Origin of the sequence: Kitasatospora sp. NPDC058032, assembly GCF_042885845.1 — a bacterium.
In the GTDB taxonomy this organism is placed as follows: domain Bacteria; phylum Actinomycetota; class Actinomycetes; order Streptomycetales; family Streptomycetaceae; genus Kitasatospora.
On record NZ_JBHVRK010000024.1, the window covers coordinates 53,974 to 67,066 of the forward strand.

The 13,093-nt window shown below is 73.3% G+C and carries 10 protein-coding genes; 8 read left to right on the top strand and 2 right to left on the bottom strand.

Annotated elements, in window-relative coordinates; all coding sequences use genetic code 11:
* Window positions 1–131: 131 nt before the first annotated feature.
* On the bottom strand, window positions 132–1,592 hold the full coding sequence (locus ACFVUH_RS29825) for an MFS transporter (protein ID WP_387916430.1): 1,461 nt from the start codon (window positions 1,590–1,592) through the stop codon (window positions 132–134).
* Between the two features lie 100 nt (window positions 1,593–1,692).
* Between ACFVUH_RS29825 and ACFVUH_RS29830 the strand changes: the two genes are divergently transcribed.
* On the top strand, window positions 1,693–2,661 hold the full coding sequence (locus ACFVUH_RS29830; RefSeq protein ID WP_387916432.1) for a helix-turn-helix transcriptional regulator: 969 nt from the start codon (window positions 1,693–1,695) through the stop codon (window positions 2,659–2,661).
* A 377-nt stretch (window positions 2,662–3,038) separates the two neighbouring features.
* Here ACFVUH_RS29830 and ACFVUH_RS29835 read toward each other — a convergent pair whose 3' ends face one another.
* Window positions 3,039–3,683 carry a hypothetical protein gene (locus ACFVUH_RS29835; protein ID WP_387916434.1) on the bottom strand — a complete coding sequence of 215 codons (645 nt, stop codon included), beginning with the start codon at window positions 3,681–3,683 and terminating at the stop codon, window positions 3,039–3,041.
* A 134-nt stretch (window positions 3,684–3,817) separates the two neighbouring features.
* Between ACFVUH_RS29835 and ACFVUH_RS29840 the strand changes: the two genes are divergently transcribed.
* From ACFVUH_RS29840 to ACFVUH_RS29870, 7 genes are all read left to right on the top strand, one after another.
* Window positions 3,818–5,047, top strand: coding sequence for a histidine kinase (locus ACFVUH_RS29840; RefSeq protein WP_387916435.1), 1,230 nt, complete (start codon window positions 3,818–3,820; stop codon window positions 5,045–5,047).
* Window positions 5,035–5,679: a response regulator transcription factor gene (locus ACFVUH_RS29845; RefSeq protein ID WP_355373022.1), complete on the top strand. Its 645-nt coding sequence runs from the start codon at window positions 5,035–5,037 to the stop codon at window positions 5,677–5,679. The genes ACFVUH_RS29840 and ACFVUH_RS29845 overlap by 13 nt, the downstream gene beginning before the upstream one ends.
* The gene (locus ACFVUH_RS29850; RefSeq protein ID WP_387916438.1) at window positions 5,676–6,614 is read left to right on the top strand and encodes a DUF4097 family beta strand repeat-containing protein; all 939 of its coding nucleotides are present in this window, start codon (window positions 5,676–5,678) and stop codon (window positions 6,612–6,614) included. Before ACFVUH_RS29845 ends, ACFVUH_RS29850 begins: the two co-directional genes overlap by 4 nt.
* A gap of 304 nt (window positions 6,615–6,918) precedes the next feature.
* Window positions 6,919–7,992 carry a tRNA dihydrouridine synthase DusB gene (gene dusB, locus ACFVUH_RS29855; RefSeq protein WP_355373070.1) on the top strand — a complete coding sequence of 358 codons (1,074 nt, stop codon included), beginning with the start codon at window positions 6,919–6,921 and terminating at the stop codon, window positions 7,990–7,992.
* Window positions 7,993–8,556: 564 nt separating this feature from the next.
* Window positions 8,557–11,265 (top strand): pyruvate, phosphate dikinase, encoded by a 2,709-nt coding sequence (gene ppdK / locus ACFVUH_RS29860; protein ID WP_355373018.1) that lies wholly within the window; start codon window positions 8,557–8,559, stop codon window positions 11,263–11,265.
* 280 nt (window positions 11,266–11,545) lie between these two features.
* Window positions 11,546–12,088 (top strand): ribonuclease domain-containing protein, encoded by a 543-nt coding sequence (locus tag ACFVUH_RS29865; RefSeq protein WP_387916440.1) that lies wholly within the window; start codon window positions 11,546–11,548, stop codon window positions 12,086–12,088.
* Window positions 12,089–12,178: 90 nt separating this feature from the next.
* Window positions 12,179–13,090 (top strand): hypothetical protein, encoded by a 912-nt coding sequence (locus ACFVUH_RS29870; protein ID WP_387916441.1) that lies wholly within the window; start codon window positions 12,179–12,181, stop codon window positions 13,088–13,090.
* Window positions 13,091–13,093: the final 3 nt, after the last annotated feature.

Below are 13,093 nucleotides of genomic sequence, written 5' to 3' on the forward strand. Positions count from 1 at the left end.
GGTGGGGCGGTTGGGGGTCGCGGGGGGTGGCGGGGGGGGGTCGGGGGGGGGGACGTTGGCCGGTGGGCGCGTGGTGCCCCCCCCGCACGCGGGGTAGGCCCACGACGGAACCGGGGACCCAGGCCCGGCCGTCAGCCGGTGGAACGGGGCAGCCGGGTGGTCAGGTAGAAGATGGTGAACGAGCCCAGGAGCTGGATGCCCAGGCAGAGCGCGAGCGCGTGGGCCATGCCGAGGGCGGGGGAGAGGGCCAGGTAGAGGGAGCCCAGGGTGGCGACGCCCAGGGCGAGGCTGGACTGCTGGCTGGTGGCGAGCACCCCGCTGCCGACGCCCGCCCGGTCGGCGGGGACCTTGGAGAGGACGACGCGGAACAGCGGGGTGCCGATCAGCCCCTGGCCGATGCCGGCGAGGGCGACACCCGGGGCCATCCGCAGCGGGGAGAAGCCGTCCGGGTCGGCGAGCACGGTGAGGGCCAGGGTGGCGAGGCCGGTGGCCTGGACGGCGGCGCCGGCGGTCAGGACCCGGCTGCCGAAGCGGCCGATCAGACGGGGGCCGGCGAGGGAGGCGGTGAAGTAGCCGACCGCCATCGGGACCAGCGCCCAGCCGGCCGCGACCGGGCCGAGGTGCAGGCCCTGCTGGAGGGAGACCGCGATGACGAACATGAAGCCGCCGAACCCGCCGAAGTAGGGCAGCGCGATGCCGAGGCCGCGCCGCATCTCGGGGATGCGCAGCAGGGTGGGCGGTACCAGCGGGGTGTCACCGCGGCGCTCGGCCCGGCGTTCGACCAGGGCGAAGGCGGTGGCGAGCACGGGGAACAGCGCGAGCAGCACCCAGGACCAGAGCGGCCAGCCGGCGGCGCGGCCCTCCATCAGCGGGACGAGCAGGGAGAGCAGGGTGGCGGTGAGCAGGACGGTGCCCGTGATGTCGATCCTGGCGGCCTGCTCGGCGCGGCTCTCCGGGACGAAGCGCAGGGCGAGCACGAGGGCCAGCAGGGCGAAGGGGACGTTCAGCAGGAAGACCGAGCGCCAGCCGCTGCCGAAGAGGTCGGCGGCGACCAGCATGCCGCCGAGCACCTGGCCGATGACCACCGAGATGCCGCCGACCGCGCCGTAGACCGAGAGCGCGCGACCGCGCCGGGCGCCGTGGGTGGCGGCCGTGATGGTGCCGAGCACCTGCGGGATCAGCAGGGCGGCCGACGCGCCCTGGGCGGCCCGGGCGGCGACCAGGGACCAGGCGTCGGGGGCGAGCCCGCAGGCGAGCGAGGTCACGGCGAAGGCGGCGGCCCCGGCGAAGAAGAGGCGGCGGCGGCCGAAGATGTCGCCCAGCCGGCCGCCGAGGACCAGCAGGACGGCAAAGGCGATGCCGTACCCGGCGGCGACCAGCTCCAGCACGGCGGGGCCGGCGGCGAGGTCGTGGTCGATGGTCGGCAGCGCGACGTTGACGATGAAGAAGTCCAGCATCGGGAGGAACGCCCCGAGCAGAACGGTGACCAGTCCGGCGGTGCCGAGGGAGGGGGAGCCGGCGGAGGAGCGGGCGGAGGGGGTGGCTGGGGAAGCGGTGGCGAGGGGCCTGGTGGCGGTCAGTTGCTGGGTCACGGTCCTACGATCCGCCGCGTCGCACCCTGGTACCAGAGTGTGCTTATCCGGGTATAAGAAGTACCTGGAAACAGGATGACGAGTGGCGCATCCTGGTGGAATGAGTCTGACCACCGTCACGGCAAGCGCGGCCGCGGCCACCACCGTCGCCGGATCCACCGTCGTGGAAACCACCGTCGTGGAAACCACCGGCAAGGCACCCGCCGATCCGCGGCGGCAGCAGCTGGCGGCGTTCCTCCGCAACCGCCGGGAGCGGATCACCCCCGAGCAGGTGGGGCTGCCACTGACCGGCCGGCGGCGCACGCCGGGGCTGCGCCGTGAGGAGGTGGCGCAGCTCGCCGCCGTCGGCGTCACCTGGTACACGTGGCTGGAGCAGGGGCGCGAGATCCAGGTGTCCGTCCAGGTGCTGGACGCGGTGGCGCGCGCCCTGCTGCTCGACCCGAGCGAGCGGGCCCATCTGTTCACGCTGGCCGGAGCGGAGGACCCGGCGCCGGTGCGGGAGTGTCTGACCGTGACCCCGAGCATCCGGCTGACCCTGGACCGGATGGCGCCCTACCCGGCCGCGGTGATCAACTCCCGCTACGACGTGCTGGCCTGCAACGCCCAGTACACCGGGATCGTCGGCGACCTGGAGGCGCTGCCCCCGGAGGACCGCAACCTGATGTGGCTGGCGTTCACCCCCTCGCGCTTCCGTGACGTGCTGGTGGACCACGAGGACGAGCGCGAGGTCATGGTGGCCCGGTTCCGCTCCGGGATGGGCGACCACGGGGGCGAGCCCGCCTGGCGGACGCTGCTCGGCCGGTTGCGCCAGGCCTCCCCGGTGTTCGACGAGGCCTGGCAGCGGCACGACGTGCTGCGGCCGGGGAACGGCCTGAAGCGCTTCCTGCTGCCGGAGGTGGGCCTGCTGCGCTTCGACTACACGAGCTTCTGGCTGGGCCCGTCCCAGGGCCCGCGGATGGTCGTCTACACCCCGAAGGACGAGGAGACCACCGCGCTGGTGACCCGGCTGCCCACCGGTCTGCCGTCGGCCGTCGCCGTGACGCCGGCCCCGGCGGTGCCGGCCCGCTGACGGCCGCCGCGCGCGGGCCAGCCCGAGCGCCAGGCAGAGTGCGGCGAGCGGGAGTTCGACGCAGCTCGCCATCATCAGCGCGGCGAGCGCCTCGGCGCCCGGGGCGGCCGTGGCGATGTCGACCAGGGCGTCGCCCGCGAGCAGCAGGGCGACCACGGCGGCGGGCACGACGGCGCCCGGCCGGCGGTGGCGCAGGACGGCGTCCAGCCGGAGCAGGGCGGCGAACTGGCACAGGTCGAGGACGACCCACGCCGTCTCGCCGGCGGCCGCGAGCACCGCGACCCAGGGCAGCAGCGCGAAGGCGGCGAGGACGGGCACCCGCGCGGCGACCGGGGCGAACGACGGGAGAGCGGGGCGGGCGGACAGGACAGCGGTGCTCATCGGACGTCCTCCGACCCCGTCACGAGGGCGCGGGCGCCGCGGGCGGCGCGCACCCGGGTCAGCGGGGAGCGCTCGGAGCCGGCCCCGCCGGCCGGCTCGACGAGCACGCCGTCGAAGACGCCCTCGGCCCAGGCGAGCCAGAACTCCCCGGCGACGGTGACCACCTCGCCCGCCGCGACCACCGGCGCGGGCCGCCCCGGGAGCCGGAGCAGCCGCCCGCCGGTGAACCCGACGGCCGGGGCGGCGCCGCCCCGCGGCAGCCGCCCCCAGGCGAGCCCGTGCCGGATGCGCCGCCGCCCGCCCGTCCACGCACCGGTACCAGCACCGGTCCAGGCGCGGGCGCCGCGCAGCAGACCGCGGCCGAGCCGGGCGGCGACCAGCACGTCCACCAGCTCGCCGTGCTCGTACACCTCCAGCGCCGCCCGTCCGCGCCCGGCCGGAACGCTGCGCACCGACCACGGCCCGACCGGCGCGACCGGGCCGTCCGGCAGCTCGAACCCGTCGAAGAAGCCGCCCGGCCCGACCGGCAGCCGGCCCTCGGCCTGGACGGTGTCGGTGGCGACGGCGGCGGCCGAGGCGGTGCCGTGGGCCGGACGCCGCCCGTGCGGCGGGGTGGCGGAGTTCGATGCGCTGCTCGTCATGCCGTCAAGACTCGTCCTCGGCCGCCTTGTTGTCGGTAGTGCGCCGATCCGAATCGGGGGTGTACCTAGCTTCACCATTTCTCGGCAGCCCCCTTCATGGTGACGCTTGATCACCTGGCTCTAGGCTGTCCGCCGTGCTCTCCACGAAGCCCCGCCGCGTGTTCGCCAGGAGCGCCGTCAGGCCCCCGTGGTCGGCGGCGGCCTGGCGGGACACCCGGTTCCTCGCCGCCGGGATCCCGCTCGCCCTGCCCGCCTGGATGCTGGCCATCACCCCGAAGGTGCAGCTGATCGTCCTGGGCGTGATCCTGCTCTCCGTCCGCCCGCTCACCACCGCGCAGCGCGGCCGGCTGCGCGCGCTGCGCGGGGTGGAGATCCCGCCGCTGCTGCGGCCCGCCGGAATGCCGGCCGGCCTGCTCGTCAGGCTGCGCACCGCCGTCAGCTGGCGGCAGGTCGGCTACCACCTGGTGGTCGGCCCGCTGGTCGCGCTCGCCGGGACCACCGTCATGTACGGCTGGGGCGCGGCCCTGGCGGCCTCGACGGTCTTCGGCTGGGCCTGGCTGATGCCGGCCGGCTCACCGGTCCACGAGCACTGGGCCGATCTGGACGTCGCGCTCACCGTCGGCGGCCTGCTGCTGCTCGTGGTGCTGCCCGCGGCGGCCGGCCTGCTGGCCTGGCTGGACGAGGCGATCGCGGTGCGGATGCTCGGCCCGGGCCGCACCGCCGAGCTGGAGCACCGGATCGAGGAGGTGGTCGAGAGCCGGGCCGGACTGGTCGACGCGGTCGACGCCGAGCGCCGCCGGATCGAGCGCGACCTGCACGACGGTACCCAGCAGCGGCTCACCTCGCTCGCCATGAACCTCGGCCTGGCCCGCCGCACCCTCAAGGACGTCCCGCCCGAGGCGATGCAGGTGATCGTCGAGGCGCACCAGGAGGCCCAGGCGGCCATCGACGAGCTGCGCGACCTGGTCCGCGGCCTGCACCCGGCCGTCCTGGAGGACCGCGGGCTGGACGCGGCGCTCTCCGGGATCGCCGCCCGCGCCCCGCTGCCGGTCCGGCTGGACGTCGAGGTGGCCGAGCGGATAGCCCCGACCGTCGAGGCGGTCGCCTACTTCACCGTCTCCGAGGCACTGACCAACGTGGCCAAGCACGCCCGGGCCACCCGGGCGGACGTCTCGGTGCGGACGGCCGGCGGCCGGCTGTGCCTGGTCGTCAGCGACGACGGCGTGGGCGGGGCGGACGCCGCGCGCGGCACCGGCCTGACCGGTCTGCGCCAGCGCACCGCCTCGGTCGACGGGTCCCTGTCCGTGCTCAGCCCCGTCGGGGGCCCGACCACCATCACCGTGGAGTTGCCGTGCGTGCTGTGATTGCCGAGGATTCCGTCCTGCTCAGGGTCGGCCTGGTCAAGGTCCTGGAGGCGGTGGGCTACGAGGTGGCCGCCGCCGTCGGGGACGCCGAGGAACTGCTCGCCGCGGTGCAGGAGCACCGCCCGCAGGTGGTGGTGGCCGACGTCCGGATGCCGCCCGGCTACACGGACGAGGGGGTGCGGGCCGCGCTGCTGATCCGCCGGCAGTGGCCGGAGGTGGCGGTGCTGCTGCTCTCCCAGTTCGTGGAGGAGCGGTATGCCGCGGACCTGCTGACCAGCAATACCAGCGGCGTCGGCTACCTGCTCAAGCAGCGGGTGGCCAACGTCGACGACTTCGTGGACGCGCTGCAGCGGGTCGCCGAGGGCGGTACCGCGCTGGACCCGGAGGTGGTCGCCCAGCTGCTGGTGCGCCGCCACCGCGATCCGATGGAGCGGCTGACCCCGCGCGAGCGGGACGTGCTCGCGCTGATGGCGGAGGGCCGCTCGAACGCCGCCATCGCCGCCGCCCTGGTGGTCAGCGACAGCGCGGTGGCCAAGCACATCAACTCGATCTTCGCCAAGCTCGACCTGCCACCCGCCGACGAGAGCCACCGGCGGGTGCTGGCGGTTCTGCGCTTCCTGGAAGTGGGATGACGATGACGACGGCGGGGACGACGGCCACCGGGCCGGCGGGGGCGGCGTCCGGCGGGACGCCGGCCGACGCGCGGGAGCGGGCACCGGAGCCCGCCCGCCGCACCCGCGGCCGCCGGACCTGGCGGCTGCTCGGTACGCTCGCGCTCCTCATGGTGCTGGTCGTCGGCTTCGTGCAGACCTGGGCGATGGCCGTGCAGCAGCGCACCCGCTCGGAGCGGTCCTACCCGGTCGCGGTGACCAAGGTGCGGCTGGACACGGGCAACGCCACGGTCCGGATCCGCCCCGGGCAGGAGGGCCGGGTGGTGGTGCGCGAGTACCTGAACTGGAAGATCCGGACGCCGGTGGTCACGACGCAGTTCGACCAGAGCCTGCTCGACGTCCGGATGCGCTGCGACCGGGTGCTGTCGGCGGTCGGGGACTTCGGCTGCGGCGCGGTGATCGAGCTGGACGTGCCGCCCGGGGTCGCGGTGACCGGCAAGCTGTCCAGTGGAAGCGTCCACGTCGCGGGGGTGGCGGGTGAGGTCAGTCTGCTTTCCACCTCGGGCGAGGTCCTGCTGACCGACGTGTCCGGCCCGGTGACCGTCCGCACCACCTCCGGCTCGGTGCGCGGCAGCCACCTCACCTCCCCGGACGTCAACGTCGCCGCGACCTCGGGTTCGATGGAACTGGGCTTCGCCGCCGTCCCGAGGATCGTGGACATCGGGGTGACCTCCGGGGCGGTGGTCCTGGGCCTGCCCCGGGGATCCCGCTACGACTTCGACGGCGGGGCGTCCCCGCTGGCGCTCGGCGACATCGACCCGGCGCTGGCCGACCGCTCCAGCCCGAACAAGATCAGGGTCTCGGTCAGCTCCGGCTCGGTGTCGGTCTTCGCGAAGGACGTCGACGACGACGGGTGGCCCCGATGGATCCCCCCGATGAGTGCCCCTGCGGGGTGACCCCGGGGGGTGACCCCGCGGGGACCGGTCCGCCGCCGGGAGGCCCGGGAACGAGGGCCCCGGGCGGCTCGGCCGGGTGGGGGACAATGAAGAGTCCCCCACCCGCCGTCCCCGAGGTCAGCCGCGCATGACAGTCCCGCCCGCCCCCATCGAGCCGAGCACCGCGACGGTCACCGCGACCGGCCCCGCCGACGGCGACACCACTGCGGCGGCCGGCGCCGCCGTGGCCGCCGCCACCGCCGCCGAGTTCGCGCCGCTGTCCATCGGCCCGCTGGAGGTCTGGCCGCCCGTCGTGCTGGCCCCGATGGCCGGCATCACCAACGCGCCGTTCCGCACCCTGTGCCGTGAGCAGAGCGGCGGCAAGGGCCTCTACGTCTCCGAGATGATCACCACCAGGGCCCTGGTCGAGCGCAACGCCAAGACGATGCAGCTGATCAAGTTCGACCCGAGCGAGAAGCCGCGCTCGATCCAGCTGTACGGGGTGGACCCGGTGACCGTCGGCAAGGCGGCCCGGATGATCGCCGACGAGGGCCTGGCCGACCACATCGACCTCAACTTCGGCTGCCCGGTCCCCAAGGTGACCCGCAAGGGCGGCGGCTCCGCGCTGCCGTACAAGCGCAACCTGCTGCGCGAGATCCTGCGGGAGGCGGTGGCCAACGCCGGTGACCTGCCGGTCACCATGAAGATGCGCAAGGGCATCGACGACGACCACCTCACCTACCTGGACGCCGGCCGGATCGGCGCCGAGGAGGGCGTCTCGGCGATCGCCCTGCACGGCCGCACCGCCGCCCAGCACTACGGCGGCACCGCCGACTGGTCGGCGATCGCCCGGCTGCGCGAGGCCGTCCCGGCCGGGATCCCGGTGCTCGGCAACGGGGACATCTGGTCGGCGGACGACGCGCTGCGGATGATGCGCGAGACCGGCTGCGACGGTGTGGTGGTCGGCCGTGGCTGCCTGGGCCGGCCGTGGCTGTTCAAGGACCTGGTGGCGATCTTCGAGGGCGAGGTGGACTACGCCCGCCCGACTTTCGCCGACGTGGCGCGGGCGATGGTCCGGCACGCGCAGCTGCTCGGCGAGTGGCTGGGCGACGAGGCCCGCGGCGTGATCGACTTCCGCAAGCACGTCGCCTGGTACACCAAGGGCTTCTCGGTGGGCTCGGAGCTGCGGGTGAAGCTGGCCAACTCCTCCTCGCTCGCCGAACTGGCCGAAACCCTCGCCCTGGTGGAGCAGTCGCAGTCCTGGCCTGCCGGTGCGGACGGTCCGCGCGGGCGGACCAGCGGCAACAACCGGGTCGTCCTGCCGGAAGGCTGGTTGGACGATCCGTACGACTGTGCCCGGCCGGGCGAAGATGCCGAATCGGACACCTCTGGCGGTTGATCTATACGCTCCGGCAAAAATGACCCCCGGGGGTCGATGGCCACTGCGGCCCAGCCCTCTTGGCCAATATGGCCAAGAGGGCTCCTTTTTGGCAGTCGAACATCACGGAGCGGACTCATTTCTGGACGCAGTGCGACGATGGGCGGAGCGGCTCTACGTTCGAACGCTGAGATGCGCCCGTGACGCTGGCCACATACCCTGGCGGTCGGAGGTGGCCGACAGGACGAAATGAACAAGTCGGGGGCGGATCGCTTCCCGAAGGGGAGTGGCGGCGGATCGGGCACTGAGGGTGCAGGAAATCAAGCCGGTCCGTCAGGCCGGAGCGTCCGTCGCTACGGTGCGTCCCCGTTATGTGATCTTCCGGTTTCGCCGCCTTCAAGACTTGAACGCTCGCTAGCGTCAGCCGGACGATTTCACCACCAGAGGTGAACGCCATTCAGTGCATTCGATCTAGCGGGTTACTTGCCGATCCTGGCGACGTACGCCCTATTGGCGGCGCGGAGGCGCCTTCGAAATGGGTATGTTCTCCGGCGTCAGGGCAACCGTGTGCGAGGAGACCGTCCCGTGGCGTCCCAGCAGAAGTTTGTTTACTCCTTCACTGAAGGAAACAAGGACCTCAAGGATCTTCTTGGCGGTAAGGGCGCGAACCTGGCCGAGATGACCAACCTGGGCCTTCCGGTCCCGCCGGGGTTCACCATCACCACCGAGGCCTGCAAGGTCTTCCTGGAGACCGGCAGCGAGCCCACCTCCCTGCACGAGGAGATCAGCGCCCACCTGGACGCCCTCGAGCAGGAGATGGGCAAGAAGCTCGGCCAGGCCGACGACCCGCTGCTCGTCTCGGTGCGTTCGGGTGCCAAGTTCTCCATGCCCGGCATGATGGACACGGTCCTGAACATCGGCCTCTCCGACGCCTCGGTGGCCGGTCTGGCCGCGCAGTCCGGCAACGAGCGCTTCGCCTGGGACTCCTACCGCCGCCTGGTCCAGATGTTCGGCAAGACCGTGCTGGGCGTCGACGGCGAGCTGTTCGAGGAGGCCCTGGACGAGGCCAAGCACGCCAAGGGCACCGTCAACGACCTGGACCTGGACGCCGGCGACCTGAAGCGGCTGGTCGAGGTGTTCAAGGGCATCGTCGAGCGCGAGACCGGCCGGGCCTTCCCGCAGGAGCCGCGCGAGCAGATGGACCTCGCCGTCCACGCCGTCTTCCACTCCTGGAACGGCGACCGGGCCCGGCTCTACCGTCGCCAGGAGCGCATCCCGAACGACCTGGGCACCGCGGTCAACATCTGCACCATGGTCTTCGGCAACCTCGGCGAGGACTCCGGCACCGGTGTCGCCTTCACCCGCGACCCCTCCACCGGCACCCAGGGCGTCTACGGCGACTACCTGTCCAACGCCCAGGGCGAGGACGTCGTCGCCGGCATCCGCAACACCCTGCCGCTGGCCGAGCTGGAGAAGCTCGACAAGAAGTCGTACGACGAGCTGATGACGATCATGCAGACGCTCGAGAACCACTACCGCGACCTCTGCGACATCGAGTTCACCATCGAGCGCGGCAAGCTCTGGATGCTCCAGACCCGGGTCGGCAAGCGCACCGCCGCGGCCGCCTTCCGGATCGCCGTCCAGCTGGTCGACCAGGGCCTGATCGACCTGGACGAGGCCCTGATGCGGGTCACCGGCGGTCAGCTCTCCCAGCTGATGTTCCCGCGCTTCGCCCCGAACACCGAGTCCAAGCAGATCGCCTGGGGCCTCGCCGCCTCGCCCGGCGCCGCGATCGGCAAGATCGTCTTCGACTCCTACACCGCCGTGAAGTGGTCGCGCTCCGGCGAGAAGGTCATCCTGGTCCGCCGGGAGACCAACCCGGACGACCTGGACGGCATGATCGCCGCCGAGGGCATCCTCACCTCGCGCGGCGGCAAGACCTCGCACGCCGCCGTCGTCGCCCGCGGCATGGGCAAGACCTGTGTCTGCGGCGCCGAGGAGCTGGAGGTCGACACCAAGCGCCGCCGGATGACCACCGCCGACGGCCTGGTGCTGGAGGAGGGCGACGTCGTCTCCATCGACGGTGCCACCGGCAAGGTCTACCTCGGTGAGGTCCCCGTGCTGCCCTCCCCGGTGGTCGAGTACTTCGAGGGCACCCTGCACGCCGGCGCCGACGTCCAGGGCGGCCTGGTCCAGGCCGTGCACCGGCTGATGTCGCACGCCGACGTCCGCCGCCGGCTCGCCGTGCGCGCCAACGCCGACAACGCCGAGGACGGCTCGCGCGCCCGCCGCTACGGCGCCCAGGGCATCGGCCTGTGCCGCACCGAGCACATGTTCCTCGGCGAGGAGCGCCGCAAGGAGGTCGAGCACCTGATCCTCGCGGACAACGACAAGGACCGCGAGCAGGCGCTCTCCACCCTGCTGCCGATGCAGAAGGGCGACTTCGTCGAGCTCTTCCAGGCGCTGGACGGCCTGCCCGTCACCGTCCGCCTGCTCGACCCGCCGCTGCACGAGTTCCTTCCGGACATCACCGAGCTGTCGGTGCGCGTCGCCCTCGCCGAGGCCCGCAAGGACCCCAACGAGAACGACCTGCGGCTGCTCCAGGCGGTGCACAAGCTGCACGAGCAGAACCCGATGCTCGGCCTGCGCGGCGTGCGTCTGGGCCTGGTCATCCCCGGCCTGTTCGGCATGCAGGTGCGCGCCATCGCCGAGGCCGCCGCCGAGCGCAGGCTGGCCGGCGGGGACCCGCGCCCCGAGGTCATGATCCCGCTGGTCGGCACCGTCCAGGAGCTGGAGCTGGTCCGCGACGAGTGCGAGCGCGTGCTCGCCGAGGTCGCCCAGTCCACCGGTGTCCAGCTGGACATCAAGCTGGGCACCATGATCGAGCTGCCGCGTGCCGCCGTCACGGCCGGCCAGATCGCCGAGGCCGCCGAGTTCTTCTCCTTCGGCACCAACGACCTCACCCAGACGGTCTGGGGCTTCTCCCGCGACGACGTCGAGGCCTCCTTCTTCACCGCCTACCTGGAGAAGGGCATCTTCGGGGTCTCGCCCTTCGAGACCATCGACCGCGACGGCGTCGGCTCGCTCGTCAAGCACGCCGTCGAGGCCGGCCGGGCCACCCGCCCCGACCTCAAGCTCGGCGTCTGCGGCGAGCACGGCGGCGACCCGGACTCGGTCCACTTCTTCCACCAGGTGGGGCTGGACTACGTCTCCTGCTCCCCCTTCCGGATCCCGGTGGCGCGCCTTGAGGCCGGCCGCGCCGCCATCGAGTCTGCGGGCAGCGACTCGCGCTGACGCCGGGGGGCTCTGAGCCCCCCGGCGCGGCCGGATCGCTGACCGCGTCCCCTCCATCGGGGAGGGGCGTACACCGGAGCTCGGCGCAGGAGAACCGGCGTACGTGAAGCGGCCGGGGCGGGAACGGACAACGGCGTCCGTACCCGCCCCGGCCGTGCGTGTTCCCCCGCCCGGACGGGGCGCGGCGGGTTGCCGCCGGGCCCGCCCGGCGCCCGGATGTGGCGGCGGCCACATGTGTGGCTGGCCGCGGGCGGGGCCGCCGACTGCCAAGCTGGAGCGCATGACCAGCAAGAACCGCCTGTGGACCGTCCTCGCCGTCCTGCTCTGCGCGATCGCCGCCGCAGTCGGCTACGTGGTGTCCGACGGCACCGGCGACGGCACGTCCAAGGCCGCCGCGACCTCCACCGGCCCGGCCGAGGCGTCCAGCGGCCCGTCGGCCCCCAAGCCGACCGCGTCCAAGCCCGGCGCGCCCAAGCCCTCCGCCCCGGCCACCCCGCCCCCGAGCGCCGCCGCCACCGGCTGGGTGCCGACCGACCCGGCGATGGCCGACGTCTGCCGCACCACGCTGCCCGGCCAGGCCCTCGACACCCTGGGCCTGATCGCCAAGGGCGGCCCGTACCCCTACCGCTCGGACGGCATCGTCTTCGAGAACCGCGAGAACCGCCTCCCGCGCAAGGCCTCCGGCTACTACCACGAGTTCACCGTCGTCACCCCCGGCTCCGGGGACCGCGGCGCACGCCGCGTGGTCACCGGCGACTCCGGCGAGCAGTACTGGACCGCCAACCACTACGGCACCTTCCAGGAGATCGACGCCCGCTGCTGAACCCCCGGGGGGTGCGCACAGCCGTCCCCTCGGGCGGGGTTACCGTGAAGCGCCGCGCGGGGGCGCGGGCTTTCCGGGAAGCGGTGGGGTATGAGGTTACGCAGAGTGCACGGGGTGGTCGCGGCGGTCGTCCTCACGGGCTTGCTGACGGGGTGCGCCTTCGGCACCGGGGACGGTCGGGCCGAGGACGCCGGGCCCGAACCGGAGATCGGGCAGATCATGGCGGAGCCGCTCGACGGCGCCCGGGTCGCGCTGCCGCTGGACGGCTACTCGGTCAGTGCCGAGGAATCCGCCGTCATCTTCCGGGCGATGGGCCGGGCCACCCAAACGTGCATGAGGGCCAAGGGGTTCGCCTACGACCCGGGCGAGGTCCCGGTGGCCCCGCCGTCGAGCCCCTTCGATCCGGGCAACCTCGGGCTGCTCTCGGCCGCCGCCGCCCGGCAGACCGGCTACCACAAGCCGCCCGGGCCGGCCGGTTCCGCGAACGGCACCACCGGTTCCACCGCGGCCGGGGCGGTCGAGCAGAGCGAGGCCTACCGGCAGGCGCTGACCGGCACGGCCGGCGTCGTGGACGCCGGGATCGACCGCGGGTGCATGGGCGAGATCGAGCTGCAGTTCCGGGCCGCGGGGGTCGGGAGCGGCACCGGCGACCTGGTCGGCAGCCTCCGCGCGAAGGCCTACGACCGGACCGCCGCCGACAGCCGGGTGAAGGCCGCGATCTCCGCCTGGCAGTCCTGCATGGCGGGGCTCGGCCACCACTACGACGGCCCGGCGCGGGCGAGTGCGGCGGGCTGGCCGGACCCGGTCTCGGAGCGGGAGAAGGCCACAGCCGTGGCCGACATGAACTGCAAGACGCAGGTGGGGCTGCTCGGCACCTGGTACACCGTCCAGACGGCCTACCAGGAGCAGTTCATCGGTCAGAACGAGGCCGCCCTGCAGGCGGTCAAGGAGAGGTCGGCGCAGCGCGTCGCGGCGGCCCGGAAGCTGCTCGGCCAGGGGTGAGGG